Below are 21,550 nucleotides of genomic sequence, written 5' to 3' on the forward strand. Positions count from 1 at the left end.
ACATCACCCCGCCTCCCCCCTCCGGTTTCCGGCGGGGGGGCTGGGTTATGTGTATCACCCCCCGTTGGGGGGGCCCCCAAAACCTCGGGGCGGCCCCTAACCCTCCGGCCCCCGGTTTGCCCCGGGGCCCCCGAGCCGGAAAGTTGAGATCGTGGACTGGGATAGCCGTCAGCTCACGCCGGCAAAAGTGCCTTGCATGAGCAGATCCGGCAGATAGCTTGCCGGCTTGTCGCCAACCGCCTGCCCACCGGTCAAGCCGCCTTGTATTTCAGGGCCGAAGAACGAATACGGAAAGGGCGTGACCGGCCGGCTCACCGCATCGAGCCGTGCCCGAAGGTCTTCGGGAATGTCGAAATCAAGCGCGCCGAGATTGTCCTTGAGCTGGTCAAGCCTGGTGGAGCCGACGATGACGGACGCAATGCCTGGCCTGTTTGCCGCCCAGTTCAGGGCGACCTGGGCCATGCTGCGGCCGAGCTGGCCGGCAACCCTCTCCAGTTCGGCGACGATTTGCCAGTTGCGGTCGGTGAATTTCTGGAAACCGGGATTGGTCGAACCACGCATTGTCTCCAGCCGGCCACCATCCTTGACGATTGTATCGAAACGGCATTTTCCGCTGAGCAGGCCGCTGGCCAACGGACTCCAGACCATGATTCCAGCGCCATAGCGCGTGCCGAACGGCACGAACTCGTGCTCGATGTTGCGCTCGGCCAGCGAATATTCGAGCTGAAGCGCCGAAACCGGTTCATAGCCGCGATGCTCGGCGATCGCCTGCGCCCGGCTTGCGTACCAGGCCGGCACGTCGGACAGACCGACATGCCGGATCTTTCCGGCGCGCACCAGATCGTCCAGCGTCCGCATCACCTCCTCCGGTGGCGTCAGCCTGTCCCAGGTATGGAGGATGTAGAGGTCGATGTAATCGGTGCCGAGCCGCTTCAGCGAACCGTCTACCGCCCGCAGGATGTTCTTACGGCCGTTGCCGCCGGCATTTGGATTACCCGGTTCGGCGTTGTAGGTGAATTTGGTACTGATCACCGCCTTGTCGCGCAGCCCACGCTCGGCGATGAATTCGCCGAGCCAGGTTTCGGCCGTGCCACCGGTATAGAGATCGGCGGTATCGAACAAATTGCCACCGGCTTCGACATAGGCATCAACCAAGGCGCGCGCCGTTTCCTTCTCCGCGCCCCAGCCCCATTCCGTGCCGAACGTCATGGTGCCGAGCGCCAGACGAGTGACACGCAGCCCGCTGTTGCCGAGCGTGTAGTAGGACATGGTCATGGATTTTCTCCTGAAATTTGAAAACGGGATTGAGGTCCTTGCCTGGGATATGCAGTCAGGCCTTGGCCAGCGCATCGACCACCACCTGGAACCGACGCGGATCGAAATAGTCGTGGTAGGCGCTGATCAGACCGCTCTCGAAGCGGAAGATCGCGATATTGCTGTTGGTGTATTCAGAGCCGCCAATCAGCATCGCGCGGTTCTTGTACTCAACGACGATCGCGTCCGAATCCGCTGCCGGATAGACGGCTGTCAGCTGGGAGTCGAAGGATTCGAAATTGCCGAAGAGGCCTCGGAAGGCCGCCAGGATCGCGGCCTTACCATCGATGCTGCTTCCAAATCCTGCCGGCGGGTAGAAGACAAGGATTCGGCCATCTTCAGCCCAAAGGTTGCCCCATGCCTCAATGTCCTTGCGGTGCATCAGGTCAAAGAATTTACGCACTGTCTCGAGATTACGGGTTCGTTCGGACTTGAGGTCGGTCATTGGACGTCTCCTTGGCTGCTCGGCGATTGCCGTGTGATGCAGCCAAAGATGCGTTCTCCTTCCCTATCCGATAAGATTGCATTATCCGAATGGACTATGCGATACCATGCATGAATGGATCGCGATCTGCTTAGCCACCTACCTATAATCGTTGCCGTCGCGCGGCGTGGCGGCTTCGCCTCGGCGGCCGCCGAGCTCGGCATGAGCCCGTCAGCGGTCAGCCATGCGGTGCGGCTGGTGGAGGAGCGAATCGGCCAGCCGTTGTTTGCCCGCACCACACGCAGCGTCTCGCTGACCGAGGCTGGCACCGCCCTCGTCGCTGCGGCGGAGCCGGCGCTGGAAGACATTGCCGACCGGATCGAACGCATCCGCTCTGTCAAAGGCCGGGCAAGCGGACTGCTCAGGATCAACGCGCCGCGTTTGGCGCTGCCTCTGGCGCTGATGCCCATCCTGACGGCGATGGCGGAACGTTACCCTGACGTGACGGTGGAGATCGTCACCGACGAACGTCTGAGCGATATCGTCGGCGAGGGTTTCGACGCCGGCATCCGGCTGGGCGAGATGATCGCCGAGGATATGGTGACGGTGCGGCTGACTCAGCCGTTCCGGACGACCATTGTCGCCTCTCCGGCCTATATCGGCCGCCACGGAAAGCCGCGAACAATTGCTGATCTCTCCACCCGCAACTGCATCGGCTATCGGCTGTTGCGATCACGTGCGCTCTACCGTTGGGATCTGTCAGACCAGGGCAAGGATATCGGCGTCGAGACGCGCGGCAGCGTCGTCGTCAGCGAACCGCTGTCGGCAAAAGACATGGCCCTTGCCGGCATCGGCCTCGCATATCTGTTCGAGCCGCTTGTCAAGCCCGACATCGAGGCAGGCCGGCTGGTCGAAGTCCTTGGCGAGGCATCGATCGAGGAACCGGGACTGTTCCTCTATTTCCCGCGCCGCGCCGCGATGGCCCCGAAGCTCCGCGCCTTTATCGACACCGCGCAAGAAATCGGCCGGGCATCCTCGCGGACACCCGGCCGAAAAAGCCTTTCAAACGAATAGTTTACTTCTTGACCGCTGCCGCGACTTCCGCCGCGAAATCGGTCTCTTCCTTCTCGATGCCCTCACCGAGCGCGAAGCGCAGATAGGCGGCGATTTTGGCTGGCGCGCCGATCTCGCTTTCGGCATCCTTCAGCGCCTTCTCGACGGTGATGTCGGGATTGAGCACGAAAGCCTGCTTGAGCAGCACGACCTCTTCGTAGAACTTGCGCAAACGGCCCTCGACCATCTTCTCGATGATCGCTTCCGGCTTGCCGGACTGGCGCGCCTGGTCGGCGAAGATCGCCTTCTCGCGCTCGACCGCGGCCGGATCGAGCTCTTCGGTGGTCAAGGCCATCGGGTTGGTGGCGGCGACATGCATGGCGACTTGGCGGGCAAAGGCGTTGGCGGCCTGCGCGTTGCCTGTCGTCTCGATGGCGACCAGCACGCCGAGCTTGCCAAGGCCGTCGGCAACCGCATTGTGGACGTAGGTTGCGACAGCGCCGTGCTCGACGGTGAGCTTGGCCGAGCGGCGGAAGCCCAGATTCTCGCCGATGGTGCCGACTGCGTCCTTGATGGTCTCGGTGACCGACTTGCCCGAGCCCGGATAGGGAGCAGCGGCAACGGCCTCGGTCTTGCCGCCATAGGCAAGCGCGACCTTCGCGACATTGGCGACGATCTCCTGGAACGCAGCATTGCGCGCAACGAAATCCGTCTCGGAATTGACCTCGACGATCGCTGCCTCGCGGACGCCGGAATCGACGCCGATCAGGCCTTCGGCAGCAGTACGGCCAGCCTTCTTGTCGGCCTTGGAAATGCCCTTCTTGCGCAGCCAGTCGATGGCTTCTTCCATGTTGCCGTTGGTCTCGTTCAACGCCGCCTTGCAGTCCATCATGCCCGCGCCGGTCAAGTCGCGGAGTTCTTTGACCTGTGCAGCCGAAATGCTCATTGTCGCCTCTTTGTCTAAATGCACCGACGCACCATCGAGTTTCGATGATGCGCCTGGTGCCGGTAGCGCTTACCGCGCCAACATATTGGAAAGATGAAGGCCGCAGCCGGCCTTCGCTATTATGCTTCCGGGGTCTGGGTTGCCGGGCTCTCGGCGGCCGGGGTCGGTTCGAGCGCCGGCTCGACCGGAGCCTCGACCGATGCGCCGATGTCGACGCCGAGTGCGCCCTGCTGGCGGGCGATGCCGTCGATCGCAGCCTTGGCAATCAGATCGCAATAGAGCTGGATGGCGCGGGCCGCATCGTCATTGCCGGGGATCGGGAAGTCGATCTTGTCCGGGTCGCAGTTGGAATCGATGATGGCAACGACCGGGATGCCGAGACGCTTGGCCTCGAGGATGGCGATCGCTTCCTTGTTGGTATCGATCACGAACATCAAATCGGGCGTCGAACCCATATCCTTGATGCCGCCCAGCGCCTTGTCGAGCTTCTCACGCTCGCGGTCGAGGTTGAGGCGCTCCTTCTTGGTCAGGCCCTGAGCCTCGCCGGCCAGCATCTCGTCGAGCTTGCGCAGGCGCTGGATGGAATTCGAGATCGTCTTCCAGTTGGTCAGCATGCCGCCGAGCCAGCGCGAGTTAACATAGTACTGAGCCGAGCGCTGCGCGGCATCGGCGACGATGTCGGAGGCCTGGCGCTTGGTGCCGACGAACAGCACGCGGCCGCCCTTGGCAACAGTGTCGGAAACCTGCTTCAGCGCCTGGTGCAGCAAAGGCACCGTCTGCGAGAGGTCGATGATGTGGATGTTGTTGCGGGCGCCGTAGATATAGGGCGCCATTTTCGGGTTCCAGCGGTGGGTCTGGTGGCCGAAGTGAATGCCAGCTTCCAATAGCTGGCGCATGCTGAAATCAGGCAGAGCCATTCTTATTTCCTTTCCGGTTAGCCTCCACGGACACAGGCATTTTTTGGACTTGGTCCTCGAACGCCACCGGAGGTTTCCGCCGGATTTCTCCCGGGCAGACACCAAAGTCCGTGTGTGGAATGTGCGCGCATATAGAGGGGATGCGCGACAAACGCAAGCGCTGTGGCGTCTTGCGGCTCAGCGTGCGGCGATCAGCGCACCGGTGCCTATCATGGCGCCGCCGGCAAACCTGTTCATCAGCCGCATGCGCCTTGGCGTCTTGAACCAGCTCGAAGCCCGCCCGGAGAGCGCTGCGTAGAAGCCCATGGTGACGATGTTGACGCAGATCACGACCGCAACCACGAGCAGCCCATCGGCGAAGGTCATCGTATTGAGGTCAAGAATCAGCGGCATGATAGAGGCGTGGAACAGGATCGCCTTGGGATTGCCCAATGCGATGGAGATACCGAGGAAAAACGATCGAGACAGTCTTGCCTGGGTTGCGTGCTGTCCATGCGATCGCGCGGAGGCCGATCGCCACATCCGGATGCCGAGAAACACCAGATAGGCAGCACCCGCATACTTCAGGATTAAAAAAACCCATTCGAAGGCCTGTACCAGCGCCACGAGACCGAGCAGTGCCAAGGTGACCAGCACCGCGTCGCCTGCGGCGATGCCGAGACCAGCCAGGAAAGCGCGAACGAAGCCAAGCGAGACGCCATTGGCGATAACCGTGAACATCGCCGGACCAGGCGTGGCGGCGGCAAATGTGATCGCGGCGCAGTAAGCCAAAAATGCCGTCAATGTCATCGTCGCATCTTCCCCCTCGGCACGCGCACACGCCGGAAAACAGCGACGATCTCCTCGCGGCTGCACTCGATGGCGCCGAGCCGCACCGCGCGGTCGCGCTCGAACCCGGTTATGTCATAATGCGGCGCCGATGTCTTCGGCGGCCCTTGGTAGGACGAGCGCTTGATGCCGAGCTGCGCGGCGAAGCGATGCAGCTCGTCGGTGTCGTCTGCCAGCAGATGACACCAGCGGTGGCCGACCCATTTCCAGATCGCCGCATCGACATAGACCGCCATGGGGCTTGCCGCACTCCTTCATCTTGCGCCGATCAACACGCCGCTAACGATGATAGAAGGGATTAGCATAGAAAATGAAGCCGCCGCCGGCCTGGAGTTGCGCTATGGTGCTGGTGATGGTCTCCTGCATGCGGTCGTGCAGTTCGACGAGTGCCGCCTCGACGGAGCCTTTATAGGCGTGCAAGCCTAACGGGTCCGGCACCCGGATATGGGCGCGGCGTGGGCCTGCCGGCTGCGGCACGAAACGGTCGATCGTATCGCGCAGTGTACCCTTGCAATAATCGTTGCGGATCCGCTTCAAGTGTTCGGCGATCTCCTCCTGCGTGATGCGCGGATTGGCTGAAGCCCACGGCCCGACACGCCGCAAGCGCTGGATCGCATCCGCCAGCGTTCGGACCTGCTTCCGGCTTCCGGTATCATCCGTGTTTTCTCGCAGCCAGCGGCGCGACCGGCGCAAAAGCTCGCCACTGTCGAGCGTGCCGGCGCCGACCGAGACAAGTTCAGCAAGGCGACGGCCGAGTTCCACGAGCAGGTCCTTCTGACGTGCGTCATACGAAACCCGCTCATCGGACCGCAGGCCATATGCAGCCTCATCGCGCGACAGCAATGTCGCATAGATATGATGGACGCGCTCCGGCAGCGAATCGGCGGCATGGCGTTCGATCTTCAGGCTGCGCTCGACGTAGGCGCACTCCTTTGCCAGCGCTGCCTCGACATTCCCCGTGAAAGCGAGCTTCCAGATCACGGGCGCGATCCAAACTTTGAAATCCGGATCCGTCAGGCGGCCGCGCTTCAGCGCTTCGAGCCCCATCTCGACCGCGCCCGGCAGCAGCGGGGCAACGATGTTGGCATGCCAGCCGACGCCGCCTTCGGGATGCAGGAGAACGCCGTGCCCTTTCAGCGCCCAGGCCACCGAATGTTCCTTGGCGGCCCCGCTATTGCCCGGGATTTGGGCGATTAGATTGTTGGCCAGCCAGAATTTCTGCATCAGCCGGCCAAGCCCGTTGACGACGCCGTGCGTGGCCCAGGATGCCGCCAGCGGGCTTACCCGCGAGACGACCTCCTTGTCGATCATCCAGTCGGTAAAGAACTCCGGATGGTTGGGCGTGATGAACGTCGCCTTGCCCGCGCCGCAACAAGCCTTCAACCTTTGCCGGTCGTCCTCCGGAAAATCGATGTGGCGGACATTGGCGACGCCGCGCAGACCGGCCAGACGGTTGAACGGCAACAGGTCGCGAAGCCCCGGAATGCCGTGCAGCATGACAATGCGGTTGACGAATGTCATGGCCTTGATCAGCGTCGCATTGGGCCGCGGCGCCACAAAAACGTCGATCCTGCTCAACCTGCTCCCCCCGCGGCGCTTACCGTCGTAAGACGTTGATATGCAATTGCGGCATGCTCAAGTCGGTGCAACATGCCCGCAAGATCAAGCGCCACTATCGCGGAGAGCAGCCGGCAGCAGCTTGCCGTCGGTTCGAGCCTATTTCGACGGGCAGGTCTTTGGCTGATCGAACAGCGACAGATTGACCAGCTTGCCGGTCATCGAGAACTCGCCATAGTCCATTACGAGACCGCGCGTGATGCCGTTCTCGTGCAGCTTGAAGCTGATCCGGTATTCCGGCACTTCCTCGCCGCCTTTGTCGGTATCGTCGAAATAGGCGATGTCAACCGGCCAGTATTTGTCGCTGGCGAGCTTGGCCAGCGCCGGCACTTCCGGATCAGTCTTGTCGGCATTGGCTTGCTTGCCGACGACGACGGTGGTGGTCATCACCTTGTTGGCATCCTCCGAGCCGTCGAACAGGTTGGTTTCGTAAAAACGCTCGCCCTTTTCCGCCTTGCCGATCATTTCAACCATTTGCTGGGTCGGGAACTGGGTCGCGGCGAGTTCCAGGCTGTTCTTCTCGGGCTTGTCGATTTCGACCTTGAGACCATTGGCCTCCTTCGTTGCCGTCCCCTTGACCTCCTTGTCGAGGTTCTGGTCGACAAAGGACTTGTTGACGAAGGAGAAGGTCTTGCCTTCGGCATCCTCGAAGGTGGTCATCTGCTGGTCGGTCAGCCTAGTATTGTCGTTGGTGACGATCTGGGTGACCAGGCGGAACTTTACCGTGTAGCCCTCGCAAGGCGAGCCATTGAACTCGTAGACCATACGGCCCGATATGCCGGTGATCCCCGAGCGATCCGACGCCTTGTCCAGGGTGATATCATAGACGGCACGGTGCGCCTGCAGCGCCGGCACCGCAAAAGCGGGAGCCGCCCAGGAAGCCGCTGTCAGAAGAACGGCGTTGAATGCGAGGCGCGTTGCGCGCATGGGGTGCTCCGATCATCGCGGCTAATGGCAGGCCGCATGGAAAGATGGTCCAGCTTAAAAAAAGTCGTGGCGGAAGCGAGGCAAAAATAGCAATTTCGGCCCGGCCTGCGCGGCACCTTCAAGCAATAGGGAAATAGCATGAGCGAAACAATCGAAAAGCGGCTAAGCGATCTCGGCGTGACGCTGCCGGCTGCCGCTGCGCCCGCCGCCAACTACGTTCCCTATTGCAGGACCGGCAATCTGCTGTTCACCGCCGGGCAGTTGCCGCTCAAGGAGGGCAAGCTCCAGGCGAGCGGGCTGCTTGGCCGCGATGTCGACACCGCGACCGGAAAGGAAGCCGCAAAATACTGTGCGATCAACATATTGGCGCAGACCCAGGCGGCACTTGGCGATCTCGACAAGATCCGCCGCCTGGTGAAGATCACCGTCTTCGTCGCCTCGGCACCGGATTTTGTCGAACAGCATCTGGTCGCCAACGGCGCGTCGGATTTTCTCGTCGCCGTGCTCGGCGACCGCGGCAAGCACGCCCGCTCCGCCGTCGGCACCCCCTCCCTGCCGCTTAATGCCGCAGTGGAAATCGAAGCGATCTTCGAAGTCGAATGACCGGGACTGCGACCATGACCGACCTTTCCTGGCTGACTGCCCGGCCCGTCGCCCATCGCGGCCTCCACGACATGAACAAGGCGCGCTGGGAGAACACTCTTTCCGCCTTCGCCGCGGCAGCCGAGCGCGGCTATGCGATCGAGTGCGACGTGCACCTGTCATCCGACGGCGTCCCCGTCATCATCCACGATGGCGATCTGCGGCGGCTGACCGGCGAGGACGGCTTCGTCTGGCAGCGTACGGCTGCTGAGATCACGGCGCTGAAGGTCGGCGGCACCGCCGACCATTTGCCGACACTGCAGCAGGCGCTTAATCTGGTCGACGGGCGTGTGCCGATGGTTGTCGAGCTGAAAGGCGCTGCCGGACACGACGAAGGCCTGGTCGAAGGCGTCGGCAAGATGCTCAAGCGCTATAAGGGCAAGACCGCGATCATGTCGTTCGACCATTGGCTGATCCGCGAGTTCCCGAAACATGCACCCGGCATACCCGGCGGGTTGACCGCCTACGGCAACGACAACCATCTGATCGAGGCGCATTTCGCCATGCTGGCGCATGACATCGCCTTTATCTCCTACGCCGCCGGCGACCTGCCGAACCGGTTCGTGTCGTTCGTACGTGAAAGGCTCGGCATGCCGGTGATCACCTGGACAGTGCATGACCAACCTGCCGTCGACCTGACCTTCAAATATGCCGACCAGATGACGTTCGAAGGATTCGAGCCCGATCTTGTGCGGCTTGCTTGAACGGGCTTGTATGGGTTCGCAGCGAGCTTAAGTAAGCCACATGGATCAAGGGGACGACTGCGACAGACAAACGGCGAATGCGGAGCTGTCGATCCGCATCGCCGCGGGCATCGGCGCCTTCACCAGCGCGGAATGGGACAGCCTTGGTGGCACTACGCGGGGCGAGGCAGAAAACGCCTACAACCCGCTTGTTTCATTCGCTTTTTTGAGCGCGCTAGAAGATTCCGGCTGCGCCGTTCGACGCACCGGCTGGCAGGGTCATCATCTCAGGCTGGAAACCGCGCAAGGCAAGCTGCTCGGTGCGGTCCCCTGCTATCTGAAGTCGCACAGCCAGGGCGAATATGTCTTCGACCATGGCTGGTCGGACGCATTCGAACGCGCCGGCGGGCGCTACTATCCGAAGCTGCAATGCGCGGTGCCGTTCACACCCGTCACCGGCCCTCGCCTGCTGGTCGGCAAGCGCGAGGACAGCCCCACCGTCAAGGCCGGCCTTGCGGCCGGCCTAAAGGCGGTGACGGATAAGCTCGGCGTGTCTTCCGCGCATGTCACCTTCGCGCCGGAGGATGATGTCCAGATCTTAGCGGCAGCCGGCTTCCTGCATCGCACCGACCAGCAGTTTCACTTCTTCAACGAAGGCTTTTCGAGCTACGACGATTTTCTCTCGACGTTGGCCTCGCGCAAGCGCAAGGCGATGAAAAAGGAGCGGCGTGAGGCGCTCGCCGACGGCATCTCGATCGACTGGCTGACCGGCAAGGATCTGACCGAAAAAGCCTGGGACGACTTTTACGCGTTCTACATGGATACCGGCAGCAGGAAATGGGGCCGGCCCTACCTCAACCGCGATTTCTTCTCCTTGATCGGCGAGCGCATGGCCGACGACATCCTGCTGGTGATGGCCAAACGCAACGGGCGCTACATAGCCGGCGCCATCAACTTCATCGGTTCAGACGCGCTCTACGGCCGCAATTGGGGCTGCATCGAGGACCACCCGTTCCTGCATTTCGAGGTCTGCTACCATCAGGCGATCGATTTCGCCATCTCGCGAAAGCTGAAGGTGGTTGAAGCCGGTGCGCAGGGCGAGCACAAGCTGGCGCGCGGCTACCGGCCGGTGACGATGCATTCGGCGCACTACATCGCCCATCCAGGTCTGCGCAATGCAGTGGCCGACTACCTCCAGCGCGAGCGGCGCGAAGTCGAGCGGATGAGCGAATATCTGGAAGAGCACACCCCGTTCCGCAAGGACATGGCGGAGTAGCAAAACCCGCCCGATCGCTCAACCACGTTCGAGCCTGCATGGCCGATGTCGACCGATCGTCTTGCCCGCCCGCAACAGCTTCGCTACACGAGACCGCGAGCCAAGAACCGGAGCGTGCGCCATGGCCGAAGCAACCTACGACAGCAGCAACATTTTCGCAAAAATCCTGCGCGGAGAAATCCCTTCGCACCGCGTCTACGAGGATGATGCGGTCATCGTCTTCATGGATGTGATGCCGCAAGGACCGGGTCACACGCTGGTCGTGCCGAAAGCGCCGTCGCGCAACCTGCTCGACGCGGATCCGGCGGTGCTTGGCCCCCTCTTCGCTCACGTGCAGAAAGTTGCGCGGGCAGTAAAGAAGGCCTTCGATGCCGATGGCGTCACGGTCATGCAGTTCAACGAACCAGCTTCGGGCCAGACCGTCTACCACCTCCATGTCCATGTCATTCCGCGCTTCGAAGGCATCCCCTTGAAGCCGCACAGCGGACAGATGGAACAGCCTGAAGTCCTGGCTGAGAACGCCGGCAAGATACGGACGGCGCTGGCAAACTGAATCGGGGCGAAGCCGCTCGGCCGACACTCGACCACAAGCTTCATGAAAAAAGCCCCGTTGCCGGGGCTTTTTTACTTGCAGGATTGTCAGTTCTTACGCGGCAGTTGCGGCACCAGGCTGCGCTTGCCGCCATCCTTGCCCTTCGGCTCCGACTTCTGCGCCACCGCCTTTTTCCCGGCGGGCTTTTTCGCCACCGCCTTCTTGGCTTTCGGCACGTCGTCCGGCTCTTCCTTCTTCGGCTTCACCGGCGCCTCGTCGGCGAGCGATTCGAGCTTCAGGCCGGTCTCGCCGGTTTCCTTCTTCTCGACGGTGACACGCACCGTGCCGCCCTTCTTGAGCTTGCCGAACAGCACCTCGTCGGCCAGCGGCTTCTTGATGTGCTCCTGAATGACACGGCCAAGTGGCCGCGCACCCATGCGCTCGTCATAGCCCTTGTCGGCCAGCCAGGCGATTGCATCCTGCGACAGGTCGAAGGTCACGCCGCGTTCGGAAAGCTGCGCTTCCAGCTGCATGACGAACTTCTGCACCACCTGATGGATGACCGGCACCGGCAGCGAGCCGAACGGAATGATCGCATCGAGACGGTTGCGGAACTCCGGCGTGAACAGCCGGTTGATCGCTTCGACATCGTCGCCTTCGCGTTTGGTCGAACCGAAACCGATCGCCGCGCGCTGCGCGTCGGATGCGCCCGCATTGGTGGTCATGATCAGGATGACATTGCGGAAGTCGATCTGCTTACCGTTATGGTCGGTCAGCTTGCCGTGATCCATGACCTGCAACAGGATGTTGAACAGGTCCGGATGCGCCTTTTCGACTTCGTCCAGCAACAGCACGCAATGCGGATGCTGGTCGACGCCGTCGGTCAGAAGGCCGCCCTGGTCGAAGCCGACATAGCCGGGAGGCGCGCCGATCAGCCGCGAAACGGTGTGGCGTTCCATATATTCCGACATGTCGAAGCGGATCAGCTCCACGCCGAGCGAGGCGGCGAGCTGCTTGGCCACTTCCGTCTTGCCGACACCGGTCGGACCGGAGAACAGGTACGAGCCGATCGGCTTTTCCGGTTCCCGCAGGCCGGCCCGCGCCAGCTTGATGGCCGAAGTCAGCGCGGTGATCGCGGTGTCCTGGCCATAGACGACGCGCTTCAACTCGATGTCGAGACCTTGCAGCACCTTCTCGTCGTCGGCGGAAACCGTCTTCGGCGGGATGCGCGCCATCGTGGCGATCGTCGCTTCGATCTCCTTGATGCCGATGGTCTTCTTGCGCTTGGCCTCGGGCACCAGCATCTGCGAGGCGCCGGTCTCGTCGATCACGTCGATCGCCTTGTCCGGCAGCTTGCGGTCGTTGATGTAACGCGCCGAGAGCTCGACCGAAGCCTTGATCGCTTCACTCGTGTAGCGAACCTTGTGGAACTCCTCGAAATAGGGCTTCAGTCCCTTCATGATCTCGATGGCGTCCTCGACGGTCGGCTCGTTGACGTCGATCTTCTGGAATCGCCGCACCAGCGCGCGGTCCTTCTCGAAGAACTGCCGGAACTCCTTGTAGGTGGTCGAGCCGATGCAGCGGATCGCGCCGGACGACAGCGCCGGCTTCAAAAGGTTCGACGCATCCATGGCGCCGCCAGAGGTGGCTCCTGCCCCGATCACGGTGTGGATCTCATCGATGAACAGCACGGCGCCGGGATAGTCCTCGAGCTCCTTGACGACCTGCTTCAGCCGCTCCTCGAAATCGCCGCGATAACGGGTGCCGGCCAGCAGCGTGCCCATGTCGAGCGCGAAGATGGTGGCATTGTGCAGCACTTCGGGAACGTCGCCCTCGACGATGCGCTTGGCGAGGCCTTCGGCGATCGCCGTCTTGCCGACGCCGGGATCGCCGACATAGAGCGGGTTGTTCTTGGACCGGCGGCACAGCACCTGGATAGTCCGGTTGATCTCGCTCTCGCGACCGATCAGCGGATCGATCTTGCCAGCCTTGGCCTTGTTGTTCAGGTTGACGCAATAGGCAGTCAGCGCGTCCTGCTGCTGCTTCTTCTTGCCGCCTTCTTCTTGCGGCTCAGCTCCGCCCTGGCTGCCTTGCTCGTCGTCGGCGCCGCGCGGCGTCCGCGTCTCGGAAGCGCCTGGGCGCTTGGCAATGCCATGCGAGATGTAGTTGACCGCGTCGTAGCGGGTCATCTGCTGTTCCTGCAGGAAATAAGCGGCGTGGCTCTCGCGCTCGGCGAAGATGGCGACGAGCACGTTGGCGCCGGACACCTCCTCGCGGCCTGACGACTGCACATGGATCACCGCGCGCTGGATGACGCGCTGAAAACCGGCCGTCGGCTTGGAATCTTCATCGTAGCCGGTGACGAGATTGTCGAGCTCGGTGTCGATATAGGTGAGAACCGTATGCTTCAACTCGTCGAGATCGACGTTGCAGGCACGCATGACTGCGGCCGCCTCGGTGTCGTCGATCAGGGCGAGCAGCAAATGTTCAAGGGTTGCATATTCATGGTGCCGCTCATTGGCGAGCGTCAGCGCTTGGTGAAGCGCCTTTTCCAGGCCTTGGGAGAAAGCCGGCATGTTACCTCACTTCTTCTCCATCACGCATTGCAGCGGATGCTGATTCTGTCGGGCGAAATCCATGACCTGAGACACTTTGGTCTCGGCCACCTCGAATGTATAGACCCCGCACTCGCCCACCCCATGATTGTGAACATGAAGCATTATGCGTGTGGCGGCTTCGCGATCCTTCTGGAAAAAACGCTCCAGCACGTGAACCACGAACTCCATGGGTGTGTAGTCGTCGTTAAGGATGAGGACCCGATACAGACTGGGCTTCTTGGTCTTGGTTTTTGTGCGCGTGATGACGGCCGTGCCGCGACCGGCCTCATTGCCGTTGCTGCCGTTCTGCATTCGCACCACGTAGCTCGTGGCAGTCAAACCTGTAGTCACGTAGTCCTGCCTCTTTCGAATCCTCATGCATGCTCGACATGTAGGTGCTCGATGGACGATTTTAAGCCCTTCTGTTTAGCTGACAATATGGCTAGGTGGCCAAACTTGACCGATTTTTCAAATCGTGAAGACCGCAAGGACCCCGATTTCGAGCTGGCATGAAAAAACCCGGCCGCGCGTTCGCGACCGGGTCTGTCTTTTGAGGCCCAAGGGCCGGCTTGGAACGTTCGTCGAATTTACTTCGCCTTGGCGACAATCGATTCGAACGGCTTGTAGGCTTCCTTGGCGAGTTCGGCATAGAGATCGCCAAGCTTGGTGGCCTCGGTGACGAAGCTCTCATAGGACTGCTTGGCGTAGTCGGACTGGATTTCGATCGCCTTATCCAGCGACTTGGCGGAGAAGAGCTTCTCGACAACGGCGCTGCCGGCCTCAAAACTTTTCTTGGTGTACTCGCCCGCCTCGGTGGCGATGGCCTGCGCACCCTTGGACAGCGATGCAAAGCTCTTCAATCCGGTGTCGGCAAATTCCTTGCCGTATTTGCTGAAATCTTCATAGGTCTGGGTCATTTCACGCATTCCCTTGAACGGTTGCCTTTGGACGATGGACGCGCCTTGTCCGGGCCGCGTTGTGCAATGCGTGTAAATATATTGTGCAGTGCACAAAAAGTCAAGATTTCCGCGGCAATGCGCATCGTGAGCCGCCGGCAATCGCTAAGATTCGAATAAAGAGAGGCTCAATCCCGCAGAAAATGGTGAACGCGGCGGTTACCATAAACGGATTGGTAACGCTGCCCGCGTTAGCGTGGCCCGAGGTGAGGCAGGACCCTTTGCCGCCTCCAAGGCAACGGAAATTCAAAGGAACTATCAGTGCGTAAGGCGTTGTCGGGCTTCGTTTCCAAATCCGCGTCCCCCCTCAAAACGATCATGATTCTCGCTATGGCGATGAGCTTCGTCGTCGCGGACGCGGCTTCATCCATGGCGGCCAAGTCGGCGGCCATCGTCATCGATGCCAAGTCCGGCAAGGTGCTTTATTCGTCGGATGCCGATGGCCGGCGCTATCCGGCCTCGCTTACCAAGATGATGACGCTCTATCTGACGTTCGAGGCATTGGCGAAGGGCAGGATCAGCAGGAATTCTCCGGTCGTGTTCTCGGCCAATGCCGCTGCCGAACCGCCAACAAAGCTCGGCGTCAAGCGGGGCGGCTCGGTCACGGTCGAGACCGCCATCCTGTCGATGGTGACCAAATCGGCAAACGATTCCGCAACTGCGCTTGGCGAGATGCTCGGCGGCAATGAGGCCAATTTCGCCCGCATGATGACCGCCAAGGCGCGGGCGCTGGGCATGCGGGGAACCGTTTTCCGCAACGCCAACGGCTTGCCTGATCCCGGGCAGTTCACGACGGCGCGCGACATGGCGCTGCTCGGTATCGCCCTGAGAGAGCATTTTCCACAATATTACGGCTATTTCTCGCAGCGCTCCTTTCTTTACGGGCGACAGCGCATCAACGGCCATAACCGTCTGCTCGGACGCATCAAGGGCGTCGACGGCATCAAGACCGGTTATACCCGCGCCTCCGGCTATAACCTGGTCTCCTCGGTATCGGATGGCGACCGGCGCATCGTAGCGGTGGTCATGGGCGGCAGGTCCGGCGGCAGCCGCGACAGCCAGATGGCCGGGTTGATCAATGCCTACATGCCGAAGGCGTCGTCGCGCGGCGGCGGCATGCTGATTGCCAAAGCCGGTGGCGGCAATCCGATTTCAGCCCTGGCCAAGGTGCTTCTGCCGAAGCATGACGCGCCGACGCCGGATAGTAAGCCGGACGACGATGCCGTTGCCTCCCTCGTCGAGGAAAATGCTCCCGTCGCTGAAGAAACCACTCCGGTCGTTCAGACCAGAAAGGTCAAGACGGCGGCCGTGGCGACAGCGGACGATGTGGCGACGGCCCGGGTCGCCGCAGCCTATGCCGAACCGGCTGCAGAGGTCGATCCGGTCAGCACGGCGTCGGTGCCATCCGGCTGGGCAATACAGGTCGCCTCTTCGCCAAAGCAATCCGAAGCAAAGGCTTTCCTCGACAAGGCGACGAAGCAGGTGCCCTCCGTTCTGGCCGATGCCTCCGGTTTCACCGTCGCCTTCGACAAAGACGGCGTCACCTATTACCGCGCCCGGTTCGGTGGTTTTGGTTCGAAGACCGCCGCCTGGAGGGCTTGTAACGCTTTGAAAAAGAAGAAGATCGAGTGCTACGCCGTCCAGCAGTAAGGGCGCGAAACGATATCTTTCCCGAAAGTTCTGCGTCGAAGGAGACTAGTTGTGATTGGAGAGCAAGACGTCCTTGGCTTCGTTGATCCGCGCCGCCAGGAAAGACGTGCCACCGATATCGGGGTGCAGGCGCTGCATCAGGCGGCGGTGCGCCTTGCGGACATCCGCCGCGGCAGCCCCCGCTTCAAGACCAAGGATCTTGTAGGCCTCCTCCTTAGTCATGGCGCCCGAACCTGGCGCAACACCCAGCCCTTCGCCACCATTCGCATCAGCGTCTTTGCGCCAGATGGGAAATCTGCCGTCAAGATACGTCTCTAGCAGCTGGCGGCTCTCCGGATCGCCGGAGAGCTCGCGATAAAGTTGCTGCAATTCGGCAAGCCCCATCGAGCCAAGCATCTTGCCTTCATGGCGCCCAGCCAGCACGAGGCCTTCGAGGCCGCCGGTGTCGTGATCGAGTTCCATCTCAAGCGCCGCGGTACGCACCGTCGAACGCTTGCCCGGTGCCAGTTTTGCGGCCGGCTGATTCATGCGCATGGAGCCATACCAGGCGAGCGCGGCCGACAGGATCAAGCCGCCGAGGCCCTCGCGCCCGACCAGCAGCACGGCAACGCCGACCAGCCCGAGCAGCACGGGTCCAAGGGTCCTCATGCCGCCTGCAAGCTTCCCCGGATCGGCGCGCAGGAAGATGGTGAGCATGCCGAGAAGCACCAGAAGCAATGCTACAAAAGCGATAATCGCGCCCATCAGTTTCCGCCGCCCCGCAGATGCTCGATCATCAGCCGGTCCTCCGGCCTGCCCCGGTCCTCCAGTGCTTTCAGACCGCCGGTCGCAAACACGGCGACGGACGAAAGCAGGCCGGCCAAGGTCGCGGCAGCCCGCCGATCAAACCGGAACCAGGCCCCTTTGGACAGCCGTGCAATTTCCTTGAACGCCTTTTCTGCACCGGCATCATGGCCTTCCTGAAAAACGAAGACAGGAACGCCGTGCAGACCTAGGCTACCGGCCTTTTCGGCCAGATCATCTATGTTTTCTTCCATCGCATCGCCGATATAGACCAGCGCGTTGACCTTGGCCGCCGCCGTCTGTTTCAGCGCATGGGCGAGCACCTTGCCGATCTGGGTGTGGCCGCTACGGCAGTCGATGCGCGTCATCAGCTGCTTCAGAGCTTCGGTATCGGTGACGAATGCGGAGGAACGGCACTCGCCAAGCCCGCGGAAATAGACCAGTTGAACCTTGAGCACCCCAGCCTTGCCGACGGCGTCGAACATCTCGGCCTGCAGCGCACAGGCGAGATCCCAGGTCGGCTGGCGGCTCATCGTAGCGTCGAGGGACAGGATCAGCCTGCCTGAACCGGTGGCGGATGCAGCGAGCGTCCTTGCCTGACGGAGAAAGGCGTCGATCTCGCCGGTGCTCGATTGGGACTCGACCGGCGCAGGATTGGCCTTTGCAGGCACGGGCTGCTTCTTGTCGCTCATGACATTCAAGATGTGGCGTTGTTCCCCAGCTTGCAAGCCCAGATCAGGCGACCTGCAGGACCGGTGATGATGGCAACTGCGGACAAGCGTTCGGCCGGTGCCCTTGGCGTTACGGTTCTTGGCGTCAGAGTAGGCCGAGATCGGCAAGCTCACGCCTGAGCTTCGGCGGCATTTCGATCAGCCCGGCTTTGCCCTTGCCGAGATCGGCCGGCGCGTCCGCCGGCTTCAGGTAGCGCCACCCTTGGAATGCACGGCGCGGCTGCCAGTCGGTGCGCACGACCTCGGGATCGAGGATCAGATGGCAGCGGCCGATGCCATCGTCATCAGTGAAGGGCCGGATTTCGGTGATCAGCTGACGGCATTGGACATTGCCCTTGACCACCCAGTAGAGCGAGCCGCCGTCGGTGATCTCGGCGCCGCGCGTCGGCACCATGCGGGTGGTGTGGTAGTGTTCGGCCGGTTCGCCGGCGCGGCGCCGCTCGTCGAGGCGGAAGGCAATCCACTCTTCCAGATCCTCGACGCTGTCACAGCCGACGCAAAGCTTTATGAGATTGAGAGACATCGTTTAAGGTTTAGCCCAGCACGCGAACGCGTCAACGGCCTGATCGACTTCTCCACAGTGGTGGTCCAGGCCGCCAGACTGGCGCTCAGCACTCCACGACATTGACGGCCAATCCGCCAAGGCTGGTTTCCTTGTACTTTTCGTTCATGTCGAGGCCGGTCTGGCGCATCGTCTCGATCGCCGCATCGAGCGGCACGAAATGAACGCCATCGCCCTTGATGGCCAGCGAAGCGGCGGTCACCGCCTTGACAGCGCCAAGCGCGTTGCGCTCGATGCACGGCACCTGCACCAGGCCGCCGACCGGATCGCAGGTCATGCCGAGATGATGTTCCAGCGCGATTTCGGCAGCGTTCTCGACCTGCTCGGGCGTGCCGCCCATGACGGCGCACAATCCCGCCGCAGCCATCGCCGAAGCCGAACCGACCTCGCCCTGGCAGCCTACCTCGGCCCCCGAGATCGAAGCATTGGTCTTGATGATGCCGCCAACGGCCGCCGCCGTCAGCAGGAAATCGCGGATACTCGGCTGGTCGGCTTCGGGATGGAAATGCAGCCAATAGCGCAACACCGCGGGCAGAGTGCCGGCCGCCCCATTGGTTGGCGCGGTGACGACACGGCCGCCGGCGGCGTTCTCCTCGTTGACCGCCATTGCATAGATCGACAGCCAGTCATTGGCGAGCAGCGGGTTGGGCCGGTTCTGCTGCCATTGCTCCTGCAACTTGTCGTGCAGCATCCGGGCACGGCGGCGCACCTTCAGTCCGCCGGGCATGATGCCGTCTTGCGACAGGCCGCGCTCGATGCATCCCTTCATGGCGCTCCAGATGCCGTCGAGGCCGGCGTCGAGCTCCTTGCGCGACATCTGCGTCTCCTCGTTGACGCGCTTCATCTCGGCGATGGAAAGGCCACTTTTCGCTGCCATTGAGAGCATTTCGACGGCGTTCTTGAACGGATATGGAACCTTCTTGCCTTCGGTTGTCGCCGAGCCCCTCGCCTTCATCCGCTGCAATTCTTCCTCGGAAACGACAAAGCCGCCGCCGATCGAATAGTAGACGCGCCTCAGCAGCAACCGGTCTCCGGCATCATAGGCAGAAAACGCCATGCCATTGGCGTGACCCGGCAGCGGCGTCTTGCGATCCAGCACCAGATCCGTTGCCGGGTCGAAACGATAGGACGGATGGCCGGGCGGCGAAATCCGCTTCTCGGCGGCGATGCGAGCGGCGATGCCGTCGGCGTGGTCAGGATCCACCGTCTGCGGCGTCTGGCCGGCGAGGCCGAGCACCACGGCGCGATCGGAGCCATGGCCGATGCCGGTATAGGCGAGCGAGCCATGCAGGCTGGCCGCGATTCGGTCGACCCTGGCGCCGGCCGGACGCGGCCAGTCGTCTCCCGCAATCTCGTCGAGAAACCGCCGCGCAGCCGTCATCGGCCCCATCGTGTGCGAACTCGATGGGCCGATGCCGATCTTGAACAGGTCGAAAACCGAAAGGAACACGTGGGCGTTTTCTCCTGGGACCCTGTTGAGCTCTATATATAGGAATTCCCATGATGTTTTCCGCTGTTTTGAAGATTGCGGCGCTGCGCCTGCCGACCTTGTTTGCTCCGGCAGCGACATTCCGGCTTCGGCCATCGAAGCGTTGCCTCGGCTTGTGGTAAAAGCACCGCATGAGCGATTCCTTTCATCTATCGACGGCCGACCTTGCAGCGCTGGGGTTCTTCCTCGCCGCGTGGGTGCTGCATACGCTCGCCGCCGACGGAATGCTGGTCAGCCGCATGTCGCTGACGAGGGCGATGAACGCGCAGCGCGAGGCCTGGATGAGGACCATGGCCGAACGCGAGATCCGCATCGTCGACACCGCCATCATGAGCGGCCTGCAACAGGGGACCGCCTTCTTTGCCTCCAGTTCGCTGATTGCGATCGGCGGCTGTTTTGCCTTGCTCGGCGCTTCCGATCAGGTTCTCACTGTGCTGAGCGACCTGCCGTTTGGCGCCACATCCTCACGCGCCGCCTTCCAGACGAAGGTGTTCGGGCTGGTGCTGATCCTGGCCTTTTCCTTCTTCAAGTTCGGCTGGGCTTACCGGCTGTTCAACTATTGCTCGATCCTGATCGGCGCGGTGCCGATTCCGCATGGCGAGGCGTCGCGCAATCCGGTCACCGAAACGGCGGTGTGGCGCGCGGCCCGCATGAACATGCTGGCCGGGAAGCATTTCAATTCCGGGCTGCGCGGCGTGTTCTTCTCGATCGGTTATCTTGGCTGGTTCGTCGATCCCGCCGTTTTCGTGCTATCGACGCTGCTGCTTCTGGCGGTGCTGGTGCGCCGCCAATTTTTCTCGGCGGCGCGGCAGGCGGTGCTCGGTCAGCCGCCTGGCCCGGGAAAAGGCTGATCAATGCGGCCCGACAGCCAATAGGCGACGAGCCCGATCCATTCGCGAATCGCGATGGTCGTGGTCTGCAGCGCTTCGTTGGTAGATTTGCGGAACAGGCTGATACCTTCCTTACCGGAGGTGCGGTAGTCGACCGGCCATGGAACCGTCGGGAAGCCGGCTCTGTCGAACAGCGCCTTGGCGCGCGGCATGTGGAAGGCTGAGGTCACCAGCAGCCAGATCTCGCCGGGTTTCGGCGTAATCAGCCGCTTGGTGAAGACGGCATTCTCGTAGGTGTTGCGTGACTTGTCTTCCAGGATCAGACGATCGGCCGCCACGCCGAGCGCAGTGAGTACGCGTGGCGCCGTGGTTGAGTCGCCTTCGTCCTCACCGATTATTGCAACGGGGCCGCCTGAAATGACGACTCTCGCTGTCGGAAAACGCCGCGCCAGCACGGCTGCCTCGACAATTCGATCGCCACTGGCGTTGAGTTCATAACCGCCGCGAACGAAATTGATGGCGCCGTCCATACCGCCGCCGAGCACAACGATTCCGTCAACCCTTTCCGGCAGGGGTGGCTTAGGGAAACGCTCCTCGAGCGGATTGAGCATCACTGCGCCGAGCGAGGTCCATGCTGACAGTGCCAGGACAAGGAAGGCCAGCACGCTGCCGGTGGCAAATAGCCTTTTGCGCCCGACCAATGCCGCAAGCAATCCAGCCAGCAGCAGGATGATCGCGAGATTAAGCGGCTGGACGAAGAGCCACAGGACCTTGGAGACATAGAAGAACATCC

At 61.9% G+C, this 21,550-nt stretch carries 23 protein-coding genes; 7 read left to right on the forward strand and 16 right to left on the reverse strand.

The genetic code is table 11. From position 1 onward, the window contains the following. Nucleotides 1-168 precede the first annotated feature (168 nt). Together NKH29_RS24795 and NKH29_RS24800 are read right to left on the reverse strand one after the other, a co-directional pair. Nucleotides 169-1,275, reverse strand: a complete 1,107-nt coding sequence (locus tag NKH29_RS24795; protein WP_352789262.1) for an aldo/keto reductase — start codon at nt 1,273-1,275, stop codon at nt 169-171. A 55-nt stretch (nt 1,276-1,330) separates the two neighbouring features. Next, nucleotides 1,331-1,759, reverse strand: a complete 429-nt coding sequence (locus NKH29_RS24800; RefSeq protein WP_352482295.1) for a nuclear transport factor 2 family protein — start codon at nt 1,757-1,759, stop codon at nt 1,331-1,333. A gap of 114 nt (nt 1,760-1,873) precedes the next feature. Between NKH29_RS24800 and NKH29_RS24805 the strand changes: the two genes are divergently transcribed. After that, nucleotides 1,874-2,812, forward strand: coding sequence for a LysR family transcriptional regulator (locus NKH29_RS24805; RefSeq protein WP_023717732.1), 939 nt, complete (start codon nt 1,874-1,876; stop codon nt 2,810-2,812). Nucleotide 2,813: 1 nt separating this feature from the next. Here NKH29_RS24805 and tsf read toward each other — a convergent pair whose 3' ends face one another. From tsf to NKH29_RS24835, 6 genes are all read right to left on the reverse strand, one after another. Beyond that, nucleotides 2,814-3,737: a translation elongation factor Ts gene (gene tsf, locus NKH29_RS24810; protein ID WP_023717733.1), complete on the reverse strand. Its 924-nt coding sequence runs from the start codon at nt 3,735-3,737 to the stop codon at nt 2,814-2,816. A 119-nt stretch (nt 3,738-3,856) separates the two neighbouring features. Further along, nucleotides 3,857-4,654, reverse strand: coding sequence for a 30S ribosomal protein S2 (gene rpsB, locus NKH29_RS24815; protein ID WP_023717734.1), 798 nt, complete (start codon nt 4,652-4,654; stop codon nt 3,857-3,859). 177 nt (nt 4,655-4,831) lie between these two features. Then, nucleotides 4,832-5,443, reverse strand: coding sequence for a LysE family translocator (locus tag NKH29_RS24820; RefSeq protein WP_352587146.1), 612 nt, complete (start codon nt 5,441-5,443; stop codon nt 4,832-4,834). Then, entirely contained in the window at nt 5,440-5,718 is a 279-nt protein-coding gene (locus tag NKH29_RS24825; RefSeq protein ID WP_023717736.1) for a DUF4031 domain-containing protein, read from the reverse strand. Before NKH29_RS24825 ends, NKH29_RS24820 begins: the two co-directional genes overlap by 4 nt. A gap of 43 nt (nt 5,719-5,761) precedes the next feature. Further along, nucleotides 5,762-7,060, reverse strand: coding sequence for a lysophospholipid acyltransferase family protein (locus NKH29_RS24830; RefSeq protein ID WP_353000782.1), 1,299 nt, complete (start codon nt 7,058-7,060; stop codon nt 5,762-5,764). Between the two features lie 138 nt (nt 7,061-7,198). Continuing rightward, complete coding sequence (locus NKH29_RS24835) at nt 7,199-8,026, reverse strand: cell envelope integrity EipB family protein (protein ID WP_023717738.1); 828 nt, start codon at nt 8,024-8,026, stop codon at nt 7,199-7,201. Between the two features lie 138 nt (nt 8,027-8,164). Here NKH29_RS24835 and NKH29_RS24840 point away from each other — a divergent pair, with 138 nt between their 5' ends. From NKH29_RS24840 to NKH29_RS24855, 4 genes are all read left to right on the forward strand, one after another. After that, nucleotides 8,165-8,629, forward strand: a complete 465-nt coding sequence (locus NKH29_RS24840; RefSeq protein ID WP_353000783.1) for a RidA family protein — start codon at nt 8,165-8,167, stop codon at nt 8,627-8,629. A 14-nt stretch (nt 8,630-8,643) separates the two neighbouring features. Next, complete coding sequence (locus tag NKH29_RS24845; protein ID WP_023717740.1) at nt 8,644-9,372, forward strand: glycerophosphodiester phosphodiesterase; 729 nt, start codon at nt 8,644-8,646, stop codon at nt 9,370-9,372. A gap of 40 nt (nt 9,373-9,412) precedes the next feature. After that, complete coding sequence (locus NKH29_RS24850; protein WP_352587134.1) at nt 9,413-10,627, forward strand: GNAT family N-acetyltransferase; 1,215 nt, start codon at nt 9,413-9,415, stop codon at nt 10,625-10,627. 121 nt (nt 10,628-10,748) lie between these two features. Beyond that, nucleotides 10,749-11,180 (forward strand): HIT family protein, encoded by a 432-nt coding sequence (locus NKH29_RS24855; RefSeq protein WP_352482287.1) that lies wholly within the window; start codon nt 10,749-10,751, stop codon nt 11,178-11,180. 86 nt (nt 11,181-11,266) lie between these two features. On the opposite strand, the gene clpA is transcribed toward NKH29_RS24855, so the two are convergent. The 3 genes from clpA to NKH29_RS24870 form a co-directional block, all read right to left on the reverse strand. After that, nucleotides 11,267-13,735: an ATP-dependent Clp protease ATP-binding subunit ClpA gene (gene clpA / locus NKH29_RS24860; protein WP_023717743.1), complete on the reverse strand. Its 2,469-nt coding sequence runs from the start codon at nt 13,733-13,735 to the stop codon at nt 11,267-11,269. A gap of 6 nt (nt 13,736-13,741) precedes the next feature. Beyond that, nucleotides 13,742-14,068, reverse strand: a complete 327-nt coding sequence (clpS, locus tag NKH29_RS24865) for an ATP-dependent Clp protease adapter ClpS (protein ID WP_023717744.1) — start codon at nt 14,066-14,068, stop codon at nt 13,742-13,744. Between the two features lie 275 nt (nt 14,069-14,343). Continuing rightward, on the reverse strand, nt 14,344-14,673 hold the full coding sequence (locus NKH29_RS24870; RefSeq protein ID WP_023717745.1) for a phasin family protein: 330 nt from the start codon (nt 14,671-14,673) through the stop codon (nt 14,344-14,346). 300 nt (nt 14,674-14,973) lie between these two features. On the opposite strand from NKH29_RS24870, the gene NKH29_RS24875 reads away from it, so the two are divergent. Next, nucleotides 14,974-16,362, forward strand: coding sequence for an SPOR domain-containing protein (locus tag NKH29_RS24875; RefSeq protein ID WP_353000785.1), 1,389 nt, complete (start codon nt 14,974-14,976; stop codon nt 16,360-16,362). A gap of 45 nt (nt 16,363-16,407) precedes the next feature. On the opposite strand, the gene NKH29_RS24880 is transcribed toward NKH29_RS24875, so the two are convergent. The 4 genes from NKH29_RS24880 to NKH29_RS24895 all read right to left on the reverse strand — a co-directional run bounded on the left by NKH29_RS24880 (nt 16,408) and on the right by NKH29_RS24895 (nt 19,888). After that, a complete protein-coding gene (locus NKH29_RS24880) occupies nt 16,408-17,106 on the reverse strand; it encodes a DnaJ domain-containing protein (protein ID WP_023717747.1) in 699 nt (232 codons plus the stop codon). Further along, a complete protein-coding gene (locus tag NKH29_RS24885; protein ID WP_352482282.1) occupies nt 17,106-17,837 on the reverse strand; it encodes a vWA domain-containing protein in 732 nt (243 codons plus the stop codon). Before NKH29_RS24885 ends, NKH29_RS24880 begins: the two co-directional genes overlap by 1 nt. A 124-nt stretch (nt 17,838-17,961) precedes the next feature. Further along, the gene (locus tag NKH29_RS24890; RefSeq protein ID WP_023717749.1) at nt 17,962-18,399 is read right to left on the reverse strand and encodes a DUF1489 family protein; all 438 of its coding nucleotides are present in this window, start codon (nt 18,397-18,399) and stop codon (nt 17,962-17,964) included. 85 nt (nt 18,400-18,484) lie between these two features. Beyond that, the gene (locus NKH29_RS24895; protein WP_353000788.1) at nt 18,485-19,888 is read right to left on the reverse strand and encodes an L-serine ammonia-lyase; all 1,404 of its coding nucleotides are present in this window, start codon (nt 19,886-19,888) and stop codon (nt 18,485-18,487) included. Nucleotides 19,889-20,058: 170 nt separating this feature from the next. Between NKH29_RS24895 and NKH29_RS24900 the strand changes: the two genes are divergently transcribed. After that, complete coding sequence (locus NKH29_RS24900) at nt 20,059-20,778, forward strand: DUF599 domain-containing protein (protein ID WP_352494594.1); 720 nt, start codon at nt 20,059-20,061, stop codon at nt 20,776-20,778. On the opposite strand, the gene NKH29_RS24905 is transcribed toward NKH29_RS24900, so the two are convergent. After that, entirely contained in the window at nt 20,751-21,548 is a 798-nt protein-coding gene (locus NKH29_RS24905) for a YdcF family protein (protein WP_023717753.1), read from the reverse strand. The two genes, NKH29_RS24900 and NKH29_RS24905, sit on opposite strands and share 28 nt — an antisense overlap. Between the last annotated feature and the right edge of the window lie 2 nt (nt 21,549-21,550).

Source organism: Mesorhizobium sp. M1295, assembly GCF_040318135.1.
Taxonomy (GTDB): Bacteria; Pseudomonadota; Alphaproteobacteria; order Rhizobiales; family Rhizobiaceae; genus Mesorhizobium.